The sequence below is a fragment of the Allorhizobium sp. nf9_anc genome (genome assembly GCF_056323085.1).
The window spans coordinates 2,618,911-2,637,954 of record NZ_CM150481.1; the positions used below are offsets into that span (position 1 = coordinate 2,618,911).

Below are 19,044 nucleotides of genomic sequence, written 5' to 3' on the forward strand. Positions count from 1 at the left end.
GACGAAACGCAAGACTGCCCTGCGTGGCGAGCGGACCGATGCCCCCTCGCCGCGTCAAGATCAGACTGTCAGCGCTGGCGCAGGACTGTTGCGGCGAGCGAGAAGGGGCTCGACACGGTTTGTGCCGCGGCATCGAAGACGAAGGCTCCGGCATCGCCCAGCGTTGCGACAGATGCCGGCTTGCTCAGCGTCGTTGCCAGCTGCTTCACATCGAAGAAACGGTTGTGATTGGTGGCATCGATGGATTCCAGCGAGGAGATATCGACGATGGTGATGCCGTAGCGCTTTGCCGCCTCGGCCACTTCGGGATTGCGCGCATCGAGCGCGCCGACACGCTGGGTGCCGGCACCGAGAACGCTGGACACGAGCAAGGCGCGGTCATCGGGTGCGACCAGAATGGTGATCGGGGTCTTCATGCGGCCGATGACATCGAGCTGGGCAGTGAACACATCCTCGTCGATATCGGGGGCTGCCATGATCACGCGGAGGCGGTCGAGTACATCGCCCTTGCCTTCCAGCCTGAGCTGGCGGAGCGCTTCGACAGTCAGCCACCCGCCCATGGAATGGGCGAAGACATCGACCTCGCCTTTGCGGGCGCGCACGACGTCGGTCAGCATGTCGGCCAGGGCGTCCCGCGAATAGGTGGCGGATTCCTTGTCGGCGACATAACCCGGCAATGCCGCGAGCGAGGGCCAGGAGAAGAGGATGGGCGTTCCATCGAAATTGCTGTCAGTTTTCAACTGCGCCAGCCGGAACAGCGATTCCTGGAAATTGTAGTTGTAGCCATGGACGAAGACGACAGGCGCGCCCTTCTCACGACGGCGAACGGCCTGCAGGAGGCTTTCCCGGTCAAGCACGGATTGGGACACAACTGCAAAATCGGTTTTGGGGTTGACCTTGCGACCGGGCTTTGGCCATTCGATATTGGCCGCCACATGGGTCGGCGGAATGGAGACGTCGAAGCTTGCATAATTCGGCTCACGCGTCTTGTCGGTGGTGAAGACGTTCTTGCCGGGCTCGGCGCGGTCGCGGGTGGTGACCGAATAGAGGGTTTCGACCCGTGTCGGCTTGAAGTCACCCACGGCGACGGTATCCAGCGTTTCCGGTCCGGGCCTTCCGGCGCAGGCGGTGAGGCCAGCGGTTGAGACCACGCAGAGCGCCATAAGGGCCAAACGCGACCGGCCATGGCCGCCGAGGGTCGGAAAACGCATACAGGATCATCCTTGCAGATCGACAACCGCCGCCACGCGTCCTCATGACCGGGCAGCCGCGCGAGCTATAACCGCAGAACGAATTTGCGCCAAGAGCCAAGGCCTGTGGAATGCCGGAAGTGCAGCCGACAGACACGTGTGAGACAGCGGACGAACCCGGCTTTGCACAGGTGGATACATACCAATTCGGTTATGGTTTCCGGCCACATAATTATTTGCCTGCCTGCATCCCTTCTGTAATCATAACTGACAAGGAAGAGTCTGCCGGATGGGAGTGAGGAACCGGGCGACGCGATCTTTACATGACTAGACTAGTCATGTTTTTTGATTGCTCCGTTGCCTCGAGCCGGTGGATATTCCCAGCTGAACAAAACATGGGAGGAGGAAATCATGTTGCGCCAATTTTTGATCGCCGGACTGTCCGGTGCTGCACTTTGCCTGACCGGAGCCGCAACTTTCGCTGCGGACGTTACCCTCAAGCTGCACCAGATGCTGCCGCCACAGGCGACGATCCCGGCGAAGGTGCTGCAGCCTTGGGCCGAGAAGATCCAGGCTGATTCCGGCGGCCGCATCGCCGTCGAGCTCTATCCGGCGATGCAGCTGGGCGGCAAGCCGTCCGACCTCGTCGACCAGGTCAAGGACGGCGTTGTCGACCTTACCTGGACTCTGTTCGGCTACACGCCCGGCCGTTTCCCGAAGTCGGAAGCCTTCGAGCTGCCGTTCATGGTGACGACGGCGGAAGCGACCTCGGTTGCCTTCCAGGACTATGCCGACAAGCACCTGAAGGACGAACTGGCGGAATATCACGTGCTCGCCGTCCATACGCATGGTCCGGGCCTCATCCATACCATCGCCTCCAAGCCGGTTCAGAAGCTTGAAGACATGCAGGGCCTGAAGCTGCGCGGCACCTCCAAGGTGGTCAACCAGATGCTGGAAGCCATGGGTGCCTCCGCCGTCGGCATGCCGGTCACGGCCGTGCCGGAAAGCCTGTCGAAGAGCGTCATCGACGGCTCCGTCGTGCCGTGGGAAGTGACGCCGGCGATCAAGATCGCGGAACTTGCGCCGAACCACACGGCCTTTTCGGGCGCCACCGGCCTTTACACCGGTACCTTCGTCTTTGCGATGAATAAGGACAGCTATGACGCCCTGCCCGACGACCTGAAGAAGATCATCGACGACAATTCCGGCAAGGAACTGGCTCGTCTCTTCGGCAAGGCGATGGACGAAGGCGACGTGCGCGGCAAGGACATTGCCGACAAGGCCGGCAACACGACCTATACGCTCGATGAAGCGGAAACTGCCCGCTGGAAGGCGGCCGGCGAGGCCGTGACCAAGGCCTGGATTGCCGAGATGGACGGCAAGGGGCTTGATGGCACCACGCTTTACAACGACGCTCTTGCCCTGATCCAGGCCAACAGCAAGTAACCTCCCCGACTTGTCCGGGCGCTTGTCGGAAGGCGCCCGGACCTTTTGAGCGTATCAGAGGACTTATTGATGGCACCTGCCACTTCAACCAGCTTCGACAGACTGGAGCGGGGCTGTCATGCCCTGGCCACGGGCCTTGTTCTGTTCGGCGGCTTCTGTCTTGTGGTCGCCTGCGGCCTGACCGTAGCTTCCATCGTCGGCGGCCTGACGATCCGGCCGCTGCCCGGGGAGATCGAACTTGTCGAGGCGCTGTGCGGCCTTGCCGTCTTTGCGTTTCTGCCCTTCTGCCAGCTGAAGCGCGGCCATGTGGGGGTCGACATCCTCATCTCCGCCTTCGGACCGAAAGCCATGAACTGGACCCAGCTGATCGGCGACGTTGTTATCACGCTGCTGATCGGCCTGGTCACCTGGCGCCATGCCGTCGGCACGATGGACAAGATCGGCAATGGCGAGACCACGCCCCTGCTGCTGATGCCGGTCTGGTGGGGCTTTGCCATCGCGCTTGCCATCCTGATTGCCAATGTCATCGTCTGCCTCTTCGTGATCGCTGCCGACATCCGCGACATCCGCCGTGGCAAACCAATTGTTGCTGCGATGGGAGCGCACTGATGAGCAGTATTGAAATCGGCCTCTGGTCCTTTCCCGTCCTTATTCTGTTGATTTTCCTGCGCGTACCGATCGGGGCTGCCATGCTCGGCACCGGCATTGTCGGGACCTTCCTGGTGCTCGGCAAATGGACGCCTGTTCTGGCGCAGATGAAGGTTCTCGCCTGGAACACCAATGCGAACTATTCGCTGTCGATCATTCCGCTCTTCCTGCTGATGGGCCAGTTTGCGGCGCGCGGCGGCATGAGCCAGGCCTTGTTCAATGCGGCTGCGGCGTTTCTCGGGCACCGCAAGGGCGGGGTTGCGATGGCCGCGATCGGTGCGTCTGCCGGCTTCGGCTCGATCTGTGGCTCCTCGCTGGCAACGGCTGCCACCATGGCGCAGGTCGCACTGCCGGAGCTGAAGCGCAATGGCTATGCCGGCGGGCTCGCCACGGCGTCGCTTGCCGCCGGCGGCACGCTCGGCATCCTGATCCCACCGTCTGTCGTGCTCGTCATCTATGCGATCCTTGCCGAGCAGAACATTGCCAAGCTGTTCCTCGCCGCCTTCGTGCCCGGCATCATCGCAGCAATCTCGTATCTCATCGTGATCGCCATCTATGTGCGTGTGAAGCCGGAATCGGCGGGTCATGCAGCCCGCGTTGCCTGGAAGGACCGGGTGCCGGCGCTGATCGCGGTCTGGCCGGTTGTGGCGATCTTCTTTTCCGTCGTCGGCGGCATCTATCTCGGCTGGTTCACGCCCACCCAGGCGGCGGCCGTGGGCGCGGTCGGTGCAGGCCTCGTTGCCTGGGCCAATGGCGGCCTCGACCGCAAGTCGCTGTACGACTGTTTCAAGGAGACGGCTGTTTCGACCGGCATGATCTTCTTCATCATCCTCGGCGCTACGGTGTTCAACTCCTTCCTCGCCTTTTCCCGCCTGCCGCAGATGGGCGCGGAATGGGTGACGGCGCAGGGCTATGCGCCGATGACCGTACTGATCATCATTCTGGTGCTCTACATCATCTTTGGCTGCATCATGGATTCGCTCTCCATGATCGTGCTGACGATCCCGATCTTCTTCCCGATCGTGACGGCCATGGATTTCGGCATGAGCCCGGAGCATTTCGCCATCTGGTTCGGCATTCTGGTGCTGATGGTGGCTGAGATCGGCATGATCACGCCACCCGTGGGGCTCAATCTGTTCATCATATCGGCGATGGCCCGCGATGTACCGATCCGCGAGACCTATAAGGGGATCGTGCCTTTCGTCACTGCCGACCTCTTCCGTATCATGCTGCTCACGGCCTTTCCGATCATCTCGATCTTCCTTGTGTGAGGAGGTTCGAGGTTAGCCCCTACGTTTCGGGCTGATCCGGATAACAGCGCAGACAGGCTCGGAAGCCGCCCTCACGGGCGGCTTCTGCAGTTTCATGGAAGACAACGCTTTCCGGTCGCGCCGGACGCGAGGCGCAGGACGGGCGGCAGAAGATGCCGGTGGAGAGGGTGCCGTAGACGAAGCGGCCATCCATGGCCCGGTCGCGGTCGAGGATGGCATTCCAGCGGGCATCTCCCACAGGCAGTTCGGGTGTCGTCGTGCGGTCGATTTGCATACTGTCTCCGGTGGTTTTCAAGGCGCAGGATCCGTGTGAAACCCTCGCCGCGCCACCCGTTTCCTGCCGATTTGAACACCCGCAAAGAGAACGCCGACCGCAAGCGCTGGAACGAGATCATCCAGCATCACGCCCCAGCCTGACGGCACCTGCTCGACATAGGCCATCGGCCAGGGTTTCAGCCTGTCGAGAAAGAGGAAGAGCGCGGCAAAGGGCACGAGCATCTTCCAGCCGGCCTGGCGAATGAGGGATGCACCGATCAGGAAGGCAGCCACTTCGTCGATAACAATCCGGCGATCATCCTTCACGCCCGTCGCCAGATCGATCGCTGAGGCGGCATAAACGCCGATGGCGAAGATGACGACGCCCAGCACCGGCACGACATGCCTTGGCAGTTTGATCGACAGCAGCAGGAGCGGCAGAAGGGCGAAGACCGCAAGCCCTGCCCTGAAGGGAACCACCAGTCCCGCACCGAACCAGGTGGCCAAAAGCCACTGCCAGGCTGGAACCAGACCAATGCCCGGGGGCTGCAATATCTCGATTTCGGGCATGGGCTCTTAAGGTCGAGGGTTCAAAATTCCGATTGTCCGACGGGCCGGACCGGGTATACGCGTTGCAGATATGCGTCCACAGTTGCAAATTCGAGGCAGGTAACGTGAAGTTTTTCACCGATAGGCTGGCCAGTCGGGTGTCTCTCCGGACCCTGTTCTGGCGCGACATGATCGCCGTCGGCACGACGATGAGCCTGGCCTGCCTTGCCGGAGCCCTGTTTCTGGCGGCTGCGGAGGCTCCGATCTGGCTTGTCGTCCTCGTCTTCCTGCTGCCCCTGCCCTACAACGCCTTCATGTGGCACTGCGTGTGGACCGGGGCTGAAGCCGTCGATGGCACCGCACGTATCCTTGTGCGCGCCACGGCAACCGTCTGGCTGATTATCGTCCTTTTCATCTGATCGTGGTCGCCGGGATCCGAGCGGATCGGCCGAGCCAGCCTTTGAACTCACCGTTGAATGCCGGCGTCATCAGCTATATCGGGGTCTCGGGCAGACAGAATTCGCTGTCGGTGTCACCGATTCTCTCCCAGGCGCAGTCAGACCCATGGAAACTTCACTCTACCTGCCGGTCAAAGGCTTCCTCGAACAGGCAGGCTATGCCGTGAAGGGCGAAGTCGGCGGCTGCGACGTGGTGGGCGTTCGTGATGACGAGCCACCCGTCGTGGTCGTCTGCGAACTGAAGCTCAGCTTCAACCTCGAACTCATCCTGCAGGCCGTCGACCGCGCCGCGGTCGCTGACGAGGTCTGGATTGCCGCGCGCGTCTCGGCCAAGGGCCGAGGGCGTGAGAGCGACAAACGCTACCGCGATCTCTGCCGCAGGCTCGGGATCGGCATGCTCGGCATATCCGATCGCGGCGAGGTCAGCGTGATCGTCGGCTCGGTCACGCCGATGCCACGCACCAATCCGAAACGACGCTCACGGCTGATGCGCGAACATCAGAAGCGGAAAGGTGACCCGGCCGTCGGCGGCAGCACGCGAACACCACTGATGACCGCCTACCGCCAGCAGGCGCTGGCTTGCGCCTCCGCGCTTTCCGCAGGTCCGCTCAAGGTGCGGGAGATCCGCGACCATGTGCCGGAAGCTGCCAAGATCCTGCAGGGCAATGTCTATGGCTGGTTCGAGCGCGTGGATCGCGGTATCTATGGGTTGACGCCTGTGGGGTTGGAGGCGCTTGCGCGGTGGCAGCCGCAGGCGTCACTGCCATGACCGTTGCGCCTACGTCAGCAACCGCTCCCACCGAGGGCGCGGGCGAAGCGCAGATGGAAGGGAAAGCCCCCTCCCAAACCCTCCCCACAAGGGGGAGGGCTTAACCCGGCCGCGCCCTTTTGTGGCCGGAACCGAGGGCGTGCAGCGAGTTCTCTCCCCCCTTGTGGGGGAGATGGCCGGCAGGCCAGAGGGGGTCTTGCTGCACATGCGATTGCCCTGCTCGAAGGCAGGTGTTCAGGCGCCGAAGGCCCCGTCGATCGTGTGCATTGCACCCGTTACGAAACTTGCCTCAGGGCCTGCCAGCCACGCCACCATGCCTGCGACCTCTTCCGGCCGACCGTGGCGCTTGATCGCCATGAAGCTGTGCATCAGGTCTTTCATCGGACCACCCTCAGGATTGGCATCGGTGTCGATCGGCCCAGGCTGGACGACATTGATGGTAATGCCGCGTGGACCGAAGTCGCGCGCTAGTCCCCTGGCAAGTCCTTGCAGCGCAGACTTGCTGACAGCATAGGATGCCATGCCCGGAACCGGCATGCGATCGCCGTTGACGGAGCCCATAACGATGATGCGCCCGCCTTCCGGCATCTGCCGCGCCGCTTCCACCGAGGCGTGATAGGGCGTCTGGATATTGATCTGGAACAGCCGGTCGATGGCGTCGACGTCCTGTTCCAGCGCATCGCCGAAGAGGGCGATTCCGGAGTTGACGACGAGGATGTCGAGGGGGCCGCTGTCGCGGACCCTTGCAATCACGGCATCGCGGTCCGCACTGTCGGTGACGACTGCCGTGCTTCCGGTCTCTGACGCCAGTTGTTCAGCGGCAGCCTGCGATCCGGCATAGGTGAAGGTGACGTTTGCGCCAGCGCTTGCGAACCGCTGGACAATGGCTGCTCCTATTCCACGGCTGCCGCCAAGCACCAGTACGGATTTGCCTTCAAAATTGGACATTTCTGCTCCTTGAGAGTTTACGTAACGAGCGCTACATAAATACTAGATCTCAAGCTTCAAGGTTTTTTTATAGTGATCACTACAAAAAAGATGCAAACGCGAGGCAGACCGCGTCGCTTCGATCCCGAGGAAGGTGTGGCGGTAGCGCAGCAGCTATTCCATGCTCGCGGCTATGATGCGGTTGGAGTGGCGGACATTACGGCCGCCCTCGGCATCAACCCGCCGAGCTTCTATGCCGCCTTCGGCAATAAGATGGGGCTCTATGGCCGGGTTCTGGACCGTTATGCGGCAACCGGCGCGATCCCGCTTGCCGATCTCCTGCGTCCCGACCAAGGGGTGGCCGCGTGCCTCGGTGCCGTGCTCGAGGAGGCCGCCCGCCGTTACGCTGATAATCCCGAGGCGACCGGATGCCTGGTGGTTGAAGGCGCGCGATCGGACGATCCGGAGGCACGGGCTGCAGCCTGTGTCTTTCAGCGGGGTGCCGAGGACGTGATCCGCAGCTATATCGCCGCACGCCATCCGGACAGAGCCGATGAGGTGACGGATTTTGTTGGTGCGACCATGGCCGGGATGTCGGCCAAGGCGCGGTCGGGCGTTTCCTTCGACCGGCTGATGGCTATTGCGAAGCTCGCAGAAACGGCGCTGGAACAGTCACTGCAGGAATGAACTGTTTCCAGACGGATGAACGACGGACTGGGGAGAGTGGCGGCCCGAAGGGGCCGCCCTTCCCTCAGGCCTTGCGCGTAAACAGGATCACCGCAAACAGCAGGACACCGGCGAAGGTGACCAGCGAGGAGACCGCGACGACGGGTTCGAGCGCCGGATTGCCGGTCAGCATCAGGAAGAGCGCGGGCGCCATGACCAGGATGCCGATCGTGTAGAGCATGTACTGGATCTTGGCGATGCGGCTGGCGGCCTGAACCGGGTTCAGCGCGTAGTAGATGCCGAAGATCGCCATCGTCACCCAACCGAGCAGGTTGATATGGGCATGTGCGCCGGTCGCCTCGAACTGGTGGGTGATCGACATGTAGAGGCCGACACAGATGCCGGCGATCAGGAACAGGATCGCCGTGCGGAAATAGCAGACAGATAATTGTGGCATGTTGAAATCCCCCGATACAACAAGCCCGCAGGATAACACTGGTTCAGCCGGGCGCAATCGGCTGACAATCGTCATTTTCGGCAGGATCTAGGCCCTTGTTCCGGTGCGGAAACACTCAGAGAAACCCGATCCAGCGACCGGCCAAAAGGGCGGCGGGCCAGAGGATGAGCGAGGCGAGTGCGGCCAGCCGCAGCGGTGAGGTTGAGGGCGCGCCTGCGATCAGGGCCCGCCAGGCACGGGACTGATGCACGGCAAGCGCATTGGCCGTGCCGATGAGGACGAGCAACAGCTTGATCACGAAGGCTGGGTTCGCAGCATATTCGAGCGGGCGCACGGAGAAGAGGAGCACGCCCGTTAGGACCGCAAAGCCGAGTGCTATGGCCGCGATGCGCGACAGTACGCTCAGTGTATCGGCAATCGGCAGGCGGGCGAAGGCGCCGAGCAGGCGCAGGTCGAGGATGACGCTCGCGCCGATCAGCATGGCAAGCGACAGGATATGGCCGGCATTGGCGAAGATGTAGAGCGTCGGCGAGCGGGTGAGCGCTTTTGCCACTGCGCTTTCGCCGAGAGGGGCCAGCCACTCCATGACCGTCAGTTGGTGACGATGCGGTTGGGGTAGATGTCGTAGTTCTTGCCCGAAACGATGACACGCACGGCCTTCAGCCGCTTTTCATTCGGATCGAGCGAGCGATTGCCGCGCACGGTGATTTCATCGCCGACGGCGACCACGCCTTCCACAAAGCCGGAACGCTGGGTGAGGCCGGGATTGCCGAGTTCGATGCGCCAGGCACCGTCGGCGGTGTCGAGTTCAAGGGTCGGATGCGGCGGGGCAAAGGAGATCGCGGTGAGCTTGCCGGTCAGGTTGATCTGGTCGGCTTCGGCCCAGGACCAGCCGTGATGGGCCATGGCCGCACCGGCGAGAAGGGCTGCACCGGCCAAGGCCGAGAGGGCAAGCGTGGGTTTGGTCATAGTCGGCAGGGAGAATGAGCGGGTCATGATCGTCTCCGGATTGGGTCACACCTACCATCAAGGGTAGTGCGCGGATCCGGTTTTGCGACCTCACCTTTGCTTGATCGCAAGGTGAAGTCAGCCAGGGGCGCCGGTTTATGGGCGCCCCCTGCCCTCATTTCAGTGCAAGGCAGGTCAGTGCAAGGCAGCACTGGCTGCGAGCCGCTCATCCTTGTCGTGCAGGGCGAAGCGGTCGACCATGTCGGCGCTGGCCGCGTTGAAGCCGAGGACGTCGACCTCGATGCCGGCCTTGCGGTATTTCAGCACGATCTTGTCCAGCGCGCCGACGGCGGTGATGTCCCAGAGATGGGCGGCGGTGACGTCGATGACGACCTTCTCCGCAACATCCGTGAATTCGAAGGCGTGGATGAAGCTCTCGGCCGAGGCGAAGAAGATCTGGCCGGTGACGCGATAGGTGACCGTGCCGGATGCGCCATCGGCAAGGCGGGTTACGCGGAAGAGCTTGGCCACCTTGCCGGCGAAGAAGATGCCGGAGAGCAGCACGCCGACGATGACGCCCTTGGCGAGGTCGTGGGTGGCCACGACCGTGACGACGGTTGCCAGCATGACGACCGAGGACTGCCAGGGATTGCGGCTGACATCGAGGATCGAGCGCCAGGAGAATGTGCCGATTGAGACCATGATCATGACGGCAACGAGCGCTGCCATGGGGATGATGCGGACGAGATCGTCGAGCACGACGATCAGGAACAGCAGGAAGGCGCCGGCAACGAAGGCGGACAGGCGTCCACGGCCGCCGGAGGTGACGTTGATGACCGACTGGCCGATCATGGCGCAGCCGCCCATGCCACCGATGAACGCGGAGGCGATGTTGCCCGTGCCCTGGCCGATACACTCCTGGCTTTTGTTGCTCGGCGCATCCGTCATGTCGTCAACGATCTGGGCGGTCAGCAGCGATTCCAGCAGGCCGACGGCGGCGAGCGTGATCGAATAGGGCAGAATGATCTGCAGTGTCTCCCAGGTGAGCGGCACATCCGGCAGCAGGAAGACGGGAAGCGTCGAGGGCAGTTCGCCGAGGTCACCGACTGTGCGCAGGTCCATGCCCGTCCACCAGGCAAGCGTGGTGAGCACGGCGATGGCGACCAGTGGCGATGGGATCGCCTTGGTCACATAGGGGAAGAGGTAGATGATCCCCAGGCCGGCGGCGATCATGGCATAGGTCAGGCCCGGCACGCCGATCAGCTCCGGCAGCTGCGCCATGAAGATGAGGATGGCGAGCGCGTTGACGAAGCCGGTGATCACAGAGCGGGAGACGAAGCGCATGACGCGGCCGAGCTTCAGGAAGCCGGCGAGGATCTGGATCACGCCCATCAGGATGGTGGCGGCGAAGAGATATTGCAGGCCGTGTTCCTTGACCAACGTCACCATGATCACGGCGGTGGCGGCGGTGGCCGCCGAGATCATGCCGGGACGGCCGCCGACAAAGGCGGTGACGCAGGCAATGGCGAAGGAGGCGTAAAGGCCGACCTTGGGATCGACGCCGGCGATGACGGAAAAGCCGATTGCCTCGGGGATGAGGGCAAGTGCTACGACGATGCCCGAGAGGATATCGCCACGGATGTTGGAGAACCACTCGCGGCGGTACTGATTGAGAGTTTGCATTGTTGATTTTTCACAGTTGTTGCAACGGTCCGAGAGGGTCTCGGGCCAGGAAAATACGATGGTTGCGTTGCTGTGTTGTCTGGCGGATCGGCGGCCAGAAGAGCCACCCGGATTTGCACCGGGTCCATGCGGATGAGGTTTTCTAGCGGAAAAGGTGCTGCGGCGCAACGACGGGCGACGGCTGGCCGGTGGGAGGCTATCTCTTCACTTCATCTACAAACAGAAAAGGCGGCCCTTTCGGAACCGCCTTCCTGACCCTTGGGAGGATCCGGCCCGTTAGGGGCGGTAGATCTGATCGAAGACGCCGCCTTCGCCGAAATGCTCAGGCTGTGCCTTGGCCCAGCCGCCGAAGAGCGGATCGTCGATGGTGACGAGATCGAGCTTCGGCAGTTCGGGACCGGAGCCTGCGGCGACGAGGTCCGGACGCGAGGGGCGGTAGAAGTGCTTGGCGACAAGCGCCTGGCCTTCTGCCGAGTACAGGTAGTTCAGATAGGCTTCAGCCTGTTTGCGGGTGCCTTTCTTGTCGACATTGACGTCGACAACGGCGACCGGCGGTTCGGCGAGGATCGAGAGCGAGGGCGTGACGATGTCGAAACTGTCGGCGCCAAATTCCTTGCCGGCGAGATAGGCCTCGTTCTCCCAGGAGATCAAAACGTCACCGATTTCGCGCTGGGCAAAGCTTGTCAGCGAGCCGCGGGCGCCGGTGTCGAGCACGGGTGCGCGACGATAGATCTCGGCGATGTAGTCGCGGATCTTCTGCTGGTCACCGCCAAATTCCTTGTTGGCCCAGGCCCAGGCGGCAAGATAGTTCCAGCGCGCACCGCCCGAGGTCTTCGGGTTGGGCGTGACGATCTGCACGTCACCCTTCACCAGATCGCCCCAATCCTGGATGCCCTTCGGATTGCCCTTGCGCACGAGGAAGACGATGGTCGAGGTATAGGGGGACGAATTGTTCGGCAGGCGCGTGCGCCAGTCCGGCGCGATCAGCTTTGCCCGCTCGGAGATGATGTCGATGTCGCTCTGCAAGGCGAGGGTGACGACATCGGCCTCAAGGCCCTCCATCACGGCGCGGGCCTGGCGGCCGGATCCACCATGCGACTGGCTGACCGTCACGGTCTCGCCGGCCTCGGTCTGCCAGTGTTTGGCAAAGGCGGTGTTGTATTCGGCGTAGAACTCGCGCGTCGGATCATAGGAGACGTTCAGGAGCTCCGCAGCACCCGCCGGCAGCACAAGGCCGGTGGACAGGCTCAAGCCGACGAGAAACGCCGCAAGATTTTTCCCAATGCACTTCATGTCTGTGCCTCCTCTCTGGCGTTAACGATTTAAGACTACCTGACTAGTCGTCTTAGTCAACGCAGGGGAAACAGTTCGCAAAAGCGTTTCCCCTGCCCCCGCCACAGGCGCGACGGTCATGCTGCCTGGGGGCGTGGTTTTGGTGAAAGCTTCCGCGGAAGACGGGTTCGGCAGAACGTGAGGGTGGCGATTAGGGGCGCGAAGAGGCATTTCGAATGCGGAGACGAAATGCTGTTTGGAGGGGCGCAAGCGTCGGACCGAGTGCGACGGGTAAGCCCCCGCCACCCTTAAAACTGCTCAAACGGCAGTCACAAAAGGGTGAAAAGAATAAAAAATAATCGTTGTATGTCATAGTTAAATGACAGCAAAAAGACAGCCTAAGCCTCTGATTTTCCTCACTCCATTTTTCAAGTGCCAACCGGGATACCGGGTATTTTCACCGAACCAATCAGTTCGATTGTGCGCAAAGGGGTATTGTAATCCCAAGCGTTCTGCGCCAAATACATCTCATCGAACCGAGCAGTTCGATTAGCAAGGTTCTAAAGGTACACCACAATGAAGATCATCGCAGCAGCACTCCTTACCACCCTCGCAGGCACATCGGCCGCCTTCGCGGTAGAGCCGATCCCAGGCTCGATCACCTATGGCGGTGCGCAGCCAAGGCTCGAACAGGCTCCCACCGGTTCGAACTTCTTCCATACCTTCTACGCCAATGGATCCGAGGTCCACGAGATCTATCAGGTGAATGCAGACCGGACCGTCTCCCTCGTCTCGCGTTCCGTATCAAACAGCGACTGAACGCCCCGACGACCAGAGACACATCTCTGAGACTGACGACCGAGACTACAGACTGATCATACCCACAACCACAATCCTGAGCTGAACACAAAGCGTGTCGCTCAATTCAAGATAAGGAAAACGACCATGAAGACCATCATCTCCGCAGCCCTCATCACCCTCGCAGCTGGCTCGGCCGCCTTCGCCGCCGTCCAGCCGATCCCGGGCTCGATCACCTACGACAACGCAAACGTTCAGCTGGAAAAGGCTCCGGCCGGTTCGACCTTCTTCCACACCTTCTCCAACGGTGACGGTCGCGACGTTCGCGAGATCTACAAGGTCAACGCCGACAAGTCGGTGACCCTCGTCAACCGCACTGTCTCGAACGCTTCTTAATCAACGCGCCTCCCAAGACGCACAGAAGACCCCGGCGGCTGGCTCGGCCCCTCCCCCCCGACACTGAGCCGCCGCCTACCCAAACGCACAAAGGAACACGATCATGAAGACCATCATCTCTGCAGCCCTCATCACCCTCGCAGCTGGCTCGGCCGCTTTCGCCTCCGTTCAGCCGATCCCGGGCTCGATCACCTACGACAACGCCAACGTTCAGCTGGAAAAGGCACCTGCCGGTTCGACCTTCTTCCACACCTTCTCGAACGGTGACGGCCGTGATGTTCGCGAGATCTACAAGGTCAATGCCGACAAGTCGGTGACCCTCGTCAACCGCACCGTCTCGAACGCTTCCTAATCCGAAGCGCCTGAACGAACGCGCCTCCCAAGACGCAAAAGACCCCCGGCGGCTGGCTTGGCCCCTCCCCCCTGACACTGAGCCGCCGCCAACCAAACGCACAAAGGAACTAAGATCATGAAGACCATCATCTCCGCAGCCCTCATCACCCTCGCAGCTGGCTCGGCCGCTTTCGCATCCGTTCAGCCGATCCCGGGCTCGATCACCTATGACAACGCAAACGTTCAGCTGGAAAAGGCTCCGGCCGGTTCGACCTTCTTTCACACCTTCTCCAACGGTGACGGCCGTGACGTCCGCGAGATCTACAAGGTCAATGCCGACAAGTCGGTGACCCTGGTTAACCGCACGGTTTCCAACGCTTCTTAATCAACGCGCCTCCCAAGGACGCACCCCTCGGCGGCCGGCCCGGTTCCCCTCTCCCCCTTCCCCCAACCGGGTCGCCGCCAACCCAACGCACAAAAGGAATATCACCATGAAGACCATCATCTCTGCAGCCCTCATCTCCCTCGCAGCTGGTTCGGCCGCTTTCGCCTCCGTCCAGCCGATCCCGGGCTCGATCACCTACGACAACGCCAACGTCATGCTGGAAAAGGCTCCGGCCGGTTCGACCTTCTTCCACACCTTCGCAAACGGTGACGGCCGCGACGTTCGCGAGATCTACAAGGTCAATGCCGACAAGTCGGTGACCCTGGTTAACCGCACGGTTTCCAACGCCTCCTAATTCAAGGGTGCGTGGTGGGCCTCGGGGCTTCGGCCCCGGGGCCTTTTTTTGCGTTTTAGAGGGATGGCGTGAAAGACCTTCGACAGGTCGAGTTCAGTGGGGAGGTTCGCTGACTTCGCCGGCGGCATCCGCAAGGCTCGTCGAGAGCAGCACTGCGCGAGTTTCATCTGCGACGCGGGCAAAGACCCGGCGGATCTCGCAATCGGTCTCGCCATCGCAATCCTCGCAGCGGCGATAGGCCGTCAGCGACAGGCACGGCAAGGGCGCGACGGGACCGTCGATCAGGCGCAGCACTTCGCCATAGGTGATCTCGCTTGCCGGCCGGTGCAGAAGATAGCCGCCCTGCTTGCCACGACGGCTTTCGACCATGCCGCCGCGTTTCAGGTCGAGCATGATCTGCTCGAGGAACTTCTTCGGGATCTTTTGTTTGTCGGCGATATCAGGGATCTGGATCGGCTCACCCGGCTCGGCACGGGCGAGAAGTGTCAGCGCCCTAAGCGCATATTTGGCTTTCTGTGTGATCATCGATCGTCATTGTCCGCCAGGGCCGGCCCGGAAATCGTGCCTCCGGCCATAGCGCAATTCGCCATGCCGTTCCACGTGTCATTTGAGCCCTGCGGCACGAATTGCCGCGATATCTCTCTGCGAGAGAGATATTTGCTCTTTGTTCGCGGCTCGGCGCACGTCGATTTCTGTCCGCACCCCTGCTCTTGCCGGATAATGGCGGCACTGAGCAGGGATCCTATCATGACCTTCGACACTTCCGCAGACCTGGCCAGGGCGCTGGACCAGCAGCTGGCATCCGCAAACCTCACCGACCGCTTGCGCATCGTCGCCGCCCTTGAGGGCCGTGCCGTTTTCACCACCTCGCTTGGCATCGAGGATCAGGTGATATCGGCAGCGATCGGCCTTGCCGGGCTTCCGATCGACGTCTCGACGCTGGAGACAGGACGGCTCTTCAAGGAAACGGTCGACCTGATCGCCGAGACGGAAGAGCGTTTCGCAATTTCCATCAAGCGCTTTTACCCCAAGCCTGACGATATCGATGCCTATGCAGCGAAGTATGGTCTGAACGGTTTCTATGAAAGCGTCGAAGCCCGCCATGCCTGCTGTCATGTGCGCAAGCTGGTTCCGCTGGCGGAGGCGCTGTCAGGTGCCCGCTTCTGGATCACCGGTTTGCGCCGCTCCCAGTCCGGCAACCGCGCGGCCACGCCCTTTGCCGAATATGACGCGGAGCGCGACCTGATCAAGGTGAACCCGCTGGCCGACTGGTCGCTCGACGACATCAACACTTACGTCGAAGCCGAAAGCGTGCCGATCAATCCGCTGCATGCCCGAGGCTATCCGTCGATCGGTTGCGAGCCCTGCACCCGTGCGATCAAGCCCGGCGAGCCGGAACGCGCCGGCCGCTGGTGGTGGGAAAATGACGAGAAGCGGGAATGTGGGCTGCATGTTCCGGAGGCGGCAACGTCTCTGGTGCCGACGCCGGCTTGAACTGAATTAGCCCTGCCGGTGCCCCTCATCCCCCTGCCGGGACCTTCTCCCCGCAGGCGGGGAGAAGGGGGAGCCGCCAACGGCGCCGCGAGTCTCTTCTCCCTGCTCGCGGGGAGAAGGTGGCGGCAGCCGGATGAGGGGCAACTCGAACGAGGACTGAGGGCGACAAGCCCAGTGAAAGAAAAGAAGACCATGCACACCCATACATCCGAATTCGATCCGCACTCCAAGGATCCCGTCACCAAGCCGCCGCTCGATCCGCATCTGAAGGCGCTTGAGAACGAAGCCATCTACATCTTCCGCGAAGTGGCGGCCGAGTTCGAGAAGCCGGTCATGCTCTATTCGATCGGCAAGGATAGTTCGGTACTGTTGCATCTGGCGCGCAAGGCCTTCTTCCCAGGTCGCGTGCCCTTCCCGCTGCTCCACATCGACACGGGCTGGAAATTCCCCGAGATGATCGCGTTTCGCGATGCGACGGCGGAGAAGTTCGACCTCGATCTGATCGTGCATACCAATCCGCGCGGCAAGGAAGAGGGCATCGGCCCGTTCAGCCATGGCTCGTCCTATCATACCGACGTGATGAAGACGGAAGCGCTGCGCCAGGCGCTCGACGCCGGCAAGTATGACGCGGCCTTCGGCGGCGCGCGCCGCGACGAGGAAGCCTCCCGCGCGAAGGAGCGCATCTACTCCTTCCGCACGCCCGATCACAAATGGGATCCGCGCAACCAGCGTCCAGAGCTCTGGAACATCTATAACGGCATGATCCGCCGCGGCGAGAGCGTGCGCGCCTTCCCGCTGTCGAATTGGACCGAAGTCGACATCTGGCGCTACATCCAGGCCGAAAACATCGAGCTGCCGCCGCTCTACTACGCCAAGAACCAGAAGTATGTCGAACGTGATGGCATGCTGATGTGGGCGGAAGATCCGCGCTTCGAAGCACTGCCCGGCGAGCAGGTCCAGGAAGGCATGTTGCGCTTCCGCACGCTGGGCTGCTGGCCGCTCACCGGCGGCATCCGGTCCCACGCGACCACGCTGGATGCGGTGATCGCCGAACTCGAAATCGCCACCGTCTCCGAACGCCAGGGCCGCGCCATCGACCGCGACCAGGCCGGATCGATGGAAAAGAAGAAGCGCGAAGGATATTTCTGAGATGACCGCCCAAGCCAATACCGCCCTCGCCTCCGAGGCTCCGCTCGCCGACACTGCACCGGTCATCCGTGATAGCCGCCCGCTGCGCCTCATCACCTGCGGCTCCGTCGATGACGGCAAGTCGACGCTGATCGGTCGCCTGCTGTGGGACACCAAGGCCGTCAAGGAAGACCAGGCCGCGACGCTGCGCCGTGATTCCGGCCAGCAGAACGATCTCGGCCTGCCGGATTTCGCGCTTTTGCTCGACGGTCTGCAGGCCGAGCGCGAACAGGGCATCACCATCGATGTCGCCTATCGCTATTTCGCCACCGACCGCCGCTCCTTCATCGTCGCCGACACCCCCGGCCACGAGCAGTATACCCGCAACATGGCAACCGGCGCCTCGACGGCGGATCTTGCGATCCTTCTGGTCGACGCCCGCGCCGGCCTGCTCGAACAGACCCGCCGCCACGCCACCATCGCCTCGCTGATGGGCATCAAGCAGTTCGTGCTGGCGGTCAACAAGTTCGACCTCGTAGGTTATGACCGCGCCGTGTTCGACCAGATCAGCACCGATTTCAAGGCGCTGGCGCTGTCGCTCGGCGTGCGCCAGGTGACCGCCATCCCGATGTCGGCGCTGAAGGGCGAAAACGTCGTCTATTCCGGCAAGTCTGTGATCCCGTGGTATGAAGGCCCGACACTGGTCGAGACGCTGGAGCTTGCCACGCTGCGCTCCGGCCAGTCGACCGGTTTCCGCCTGCCCGTCCAGCGCGTCTCGCGTCCGGGCGAGAGCTTTCGCGGCTATCAGGGCACGGTTGCCGGCGGTGCGGTGAAGCCCGGCGACAGCGTCGCCATCCTGCCCTCCGGCCAGGTGGCAAACGTCAAGCAGATCGTCACCTTCGACCTCGTGCGCAATGCGGCCGTTTCAGGCGATGCGATCACGCTGGTGCTCGACCGTCAGGTGGACGTGGCGCGCGGCGACATGATCGTTTCGCTCGACGCCCAGCCGCAGACGGGCCTTGCCTTCGACGCGCAGATCGTGGCGCTTCAGCCAGACGGCATCGTGCCCGGCAAGCGCTACTGGCTGAAGGCCGGCTCGCGCCGCCAGCGCGTGCAGGTGCAGCCGGTACAGCAGCTTGAGCTCAAGTCCGGCAAGTGGCAGGCGGCCGAGATGCTGCAGATGAACGCGATCGGCAAGGTGCATCTGTCCTTCGACGAAACCGCGATCTTCGACCCTTACGAGCTGAACCGTGGCACCGGCGCCTTCATCCTGATCGATCCGGATACCAACAACACGATGGCGGGCGGGATGATCACCGCCAAGCGCACCGAACTCGGCGGTCTGAACGCCCATGACGGTCGCGTCATCCTGTCGCTGCCATCCGATCTCGCCGAACAGCTGCTGGCAACCGAACTGCTCGCCAGCCGCCGTGACGAGGTGGAAACCCGCCGCGTCACCACGGCTGCTGCCCGGCAATTGCTCGACGATATCGACGGCTGATAGCCTGGCCCAGAATACACCGCCAAACGGTGTCAATCGGCCCGCCCTTGCGCGGGCCGATTGCATTTCAGCATCGGTCAAGCAAGCCCGCTTTTCTTCCTGAAATGCCACGCTA

Annotated in this window: 24 protein-coding genes and 1 other annotated feature; of the genes, 14 read left to right on the top strand and 10 right to left on the bottom strand. The window is 62.2% G+C overall.

The annotated features are described in order from the left end of the window. Positions 1 to 68: 68 nt before the first annotated feature. Positions 69 to 1,211 (bottom strand): alpha/beta hydrolase, encoded by a 1,143-nt coding sequence (locus AC02Y0_RS12810; protein ID WP_476379290.1) that lies wholly within the window; start codon positions 1,209 to 1,211, stop codon positions 69 to 71. A 390-nt stretch (positions 1,212 to 1,601) separates the two neighbouring features. On the opposite strand from AC02Y0_RS12810, the gene AC02Y0_RS12815 reads away from it, so the two are divergent. The 3 genes from AC02Y0_RS12815 (at position 1,602) to AC02Y0_RS12825 (ending at position 4,555) form a co-directional block, all read left to right on the top strand. Beyond that, on the top strand, positions 1,602 to 2,636 hold the full coding sequence (locus AC02Y0_RS12815; RefSeq protein WP_476379291.1) for a TRAP transporter substrate-binding protein: 1,035 nt from the start codon (positions 1,602 to 1,604) through the stop codon (positions 2,634 to 2,636). 69 nt (positions 2,637 to 2,705) lie between these two features. Continuing rightward, the gene (locus AC02Y0_RS12820) at positions 2,706 to 3,245 is read left to right on the top strand and encodes a TRAP transporter small permease (RefSeq protein WP_444558831.1); all 540 of its coding nucleotides are present in this window, start codon (positions 2,706 to 2,708) and stop codon (positions 3,243 to 3,245) included. Then, the gene (locus tag AC02Y0_RS12825) at positions 3,245 to 4,555 is read left to right on the top strand and encodes a TRAP transporter large permease (RefSeq protein ID WP_476379292.1); all 1,311 of its coding nucleotides are present in this window, start codon (positions 3,245 to 3,247) and stop codon (positions 4,553 to 4,555) included. Before AC02Y0_RS12820 ends, AC02Y0_RS12825 begins: the two co-directional genes overlap by 1 nt. Positions 4,556 to 4,574: 19 nt before the next feature. Here the strand turns inward: AC02Y0_RS12825 and AC02Y0_RS12830 are convergent, their stop codons facing one another. Together AC02Y0_RS12830 and AC02Y0_RS12835 are read right to left on the bottom strand one after the other, a co-directional pair. After that, positions 4,575 to 4,829, bottom strand: a complete 255-nt coding sequence (locus AC02Y0_RS12830) for an Ada metal-binding domain-containing protein (RefSeq protein ID WP_476379294.1) — start codon at positions 4,827 to 4,829, stop codon at positions 4,575 to 4,577. 17 nt (positions 4,830 to 4,846) lie between these two features. Next, positions 4,847 to 5,380 carry a phosphatidylglycerophosphatase A family protein gene (locus AC02Y0_RS12835; RefSeq protein ID WP_476379295.1) on the bottom strand — a complete coding sequence of 178 codons (534 nt, stop codon included), beginning with the start codon at positions 5,378 to 5,380 and terminating at the stop codon, positions 4,847 to 4,849. Positions 5,381 to 5,484: 104 nt separating this feature from the next. Between AC02Y0_RS12835 and AC02Y0_RS12840 the strand changes: the two genes are divergently transcribed. Together AC02Y0_RS12840 and AC02Y0_RS12845 are read left to right on the top strand one after the other, a co-directional pair. Then, entirely contained in the window at positions 5,485 to 5,778 is a 294-nt protein-coding gene (locus AC02Y0_RS12840) for a hypothetical protein (RefSeq protein WP_476379296.1), read from the top strand. Positions 5,779 to 5,923: 145 nt separating this feature from the next. Then, entirely contained in the window at positions 5,924 to 6,586 is a 663-nt protein-coding gene (locus AC02Y0_RS12845) for a DUF2161 domain-containing phosphodiesterase (RefSeq protein WP_476379297.1), read from the top strand. A gap of 234 nt (positions 6,587 to 6,820) precedes the next feature. Here AC02Y0_RS12845 and bdcA read toward each other — a convergent pair whose 3' ends face one another. After that, positions 6,821 to 7,534 (bottom strand): SDR family oxidoreductase, encoded by a 714-nt coding sequence (gene bdcA, locus AC02Y0_RS12850; RefSeq protein ID WP_476379298.1) that lies wholly within the window; start codon positions 7,532 to 7,534, stop codon positions 6,821 to 6,823. Between the two features lie 186 nt (positions 7,535 to 7,720). Here bdcA and AC02Y0_RS12855 point away from each other — a divergent pair, with 186 nt between their 5' ends. Further along, positions 7,721 to 8,200 carry a TetR/AcrR family transcriptional regulator gene (locus AC02Y0_RS12855; RefSeq protein WP_476379300.1) on the top strand — a complete coding sequence of 160 codons (480 nt, stop codon included), beginning with the start codon at positions 7,721 to 7,723 and terminating at the stop codon, positions 8,198 to 8,200. A 64-nt stretch (positions 8,201 to 8,264) separates the two neighbouring features. Here AC02Y0_RS12855 and AC02Y0_RS12860 read toward each other — a convergent pair whose 3' ends face one another. From AC02Y0_RS12860 to AC02Y0_RS12880, 5 genes are all read right to left on the bottom strand, one after another. Next, the gene (locus tag AC02Y0_RS12860) at positions 8,265 to 8,636 is read right to left on the bottom strand and encodes a hypothetical protein (RefSeq protein ID WP_476379301.1); all 372 of its coding nucleotides are present in this window, start codon (positions 8,634 to 8,636) and stop codon (positions 8,265 to 8,267) included. A 115-nt stretch (positions 8,637 to 8,751) separates the two neighbouring features. Then, the gene (locus AC02Y0_RS12865; RefSeq protein WP_476379302.1) at positions 8,752 to 9,189 is read right to left on the bottom strand and encodes a DUF6644 family protein; all 438 of its coding nucleotides are present in this window, start codon (positions 9,187 to 9,189) and stop codon (positions 8,752 to 8,754) included. A gap of 38 nt (positions 9,190 to 9,227) precedes the next feature. Then, entirely contained in the window at positions 9,228 to 9,605 is a 378-nt protein-coding gene (locus AC02Y0_RS12870; protein WP_476384021.1) for a DUF6152 family protein, read from the bottom strand. 174 nt (positions 9,606 to 9,779) lie between these two features. Beyond that, positions 9,780 to 11,267, bottom strand: coding sequence for a SulP family inorganic anion transporter (locus AC02Y0_RS12875; protein ID WP_476379303.1), 1,488 nt, complete (start codon positions 11,265 to 11,267; stop codon positions 9,780 to 9,782). A 73-nt stretch (positions 11,268 to 11,340) separates the two neighbouring features. Beyond that, positions 11,341 to 11,396 (bottom strand) — a sequence feature (sul1 is cis-regulatory element that is thought to sense ions involved in sulfur or methionine metabolism; They are found in Alphaproteobacteria). 147 nt (positions 11,397 to 11,543) lie between these two features. Beyond that, complete coding sequence (locus AC02Y0_RS12880; RefSeq protein WP_476379304.1) at positions 11,544 to 12,560, bottom strand: sulfate ABC transporter substrate-binding protein; 1,017 nt, start codon at positions 12,558 to 12,560, stop codon at positions 11,544 to 11,546. Positions 12,561 to 13,115: 555 nt separating this feature from the next. Between AC02Y0_RS12880 and AC02Y0_RS12885 the strand changes: the two genes are divergently transcribed. The 5 genes from AC02Y0_RS12885 (at position 13,116) to AC02Y0_RS12905 (ending at position 14,806) form a co-directional block, all read left to right on the top strand. Next, positions 13,116 to 13,358 (top strand): hypothetical protein, encoded by a 243-nt coding sequence (locus AC02Y0_RS12885; RefSeq protein WP_102020326.1) that lies wholly within the window; start codon positions 13,116 to 13,118, stop codon positions 13,356 to 13,358. Between the two features lie 126 nt (positions 13,359 to 13,484). Further along, positions 13,485 to 13,733 carry a hypothetical protein gene (locus tag AC02Y0_RS12890; protein WP_112241935.1) on the top strand — a complete coding sequence of 83 codons (249 nt, stop codon included), beginning with the start codon at positions 13,485 to 13,487 and terminating at the stop codon, positions 13,731 to 13,733. 103 nt (positions 13,734 to 13,836) lie between these two features. Next, complete coding sequence (locus AC02Y0_RS12895) at positions 13,837 to 14,085, top strand: hypothetical protein (RefSeq protein WP_444557712.1); 249 nt, start codon at positions 13,837 to 13,839, stop codon at positions 14,083 to 14,085. A 117-nt stretch (positions 14,086 to 14,202) separates the two neighbouring features. Further along, positions 14,203 to 14,451 carry a hypothetical protein gene (locus AC02Y0_RS12900; RefSeq protein WP_444557712.1) on the top strand — a complete coding sequence of 83 codons (249 nt, stop codon included), beginning with the start codon at positions 14,203 to 14,205 and terminating at the stop codon, positions 14,449 to 14,451. A 106-nt stretch (positions 14,452 to 14,557) separates the two neighbouring features. Next, complete coding sequence (locus tag AC02Y0_RS12905) at positions 14,558 to 14,806, top strand: hypothetical protein (protein WP_476379307.1); 249 nt, start codon at positions 14,558 to 14,560, stop codon at positions 14,804 to 14,806. Between the two features lie 93 nt (positions 14,807 to 14,899). On the opposite strand, the gene AC02Y0_RS12910 is transcribed toward AC02Y0_RS12905, so the two are convergent. Next, positions 14,900 to 15,331 (bottom strand): RrF2 family transcriptional regulator, encoded by a 432-nt coding sequence (locus AC02Y0_RS12910; RefSeq protein WP_444557711.1) that lies wholly within the window; start codon positions 15,329 to 15,331, stop codon positions 14,900 to 14,902. A gap of 195 nt (positions 15,332 to 15,526) precedes the next feature. On the opposite strand from AC02Y0_RS12910, the gene AC02Y0_RS12915 reads away from it, so the two are divergent. The 3 genes from AC02Y0_RS12915 (at position 15,527) to cysN (ending at position 18,929) form a co-directional block, all read left to right on the top strand. Next, complete coding sequence (locus AC02Y0_RS12915; RefSeq protein ID WP_476379308.1) at positions 15,527 to 16,300, top strand: phosphoadenylyl-sulfate reductase; 774 nt, start codon at positions 15,527 to 15,529, stop codon at positions 16,298 to 16,300. A 192-nt stretch (positions 16,301 to 16,492) separates the two neighbouring features. After that, positions 16,493 to 17,449, top strand: a complete 957-nt coding sequence (gene cysD, locus AC02Y0_RS12920) for a sulfate adenylyltransferase subunit CysD (protein WP_476379309.1) — start codon at positions 16,493 to 16,495, stop codon at positions 17,447 to 17,449. Position 17,450: 1 nt separating this feature from the next. Next, a complete protein-coding gene (cysN, locus tag AC02Y0_RS12925) occupies positions 17,451 to 18,929 on the top strand; it encodes a sulfate adenylyltransferase subunit CysN (RefSeq protein ID WP_476379310.1) in 1,479 nt (492 codons plus the stop codon). The last annotated feature ends 115 nt before the right edge of the window (positions 18,930 to 19,044 follow it).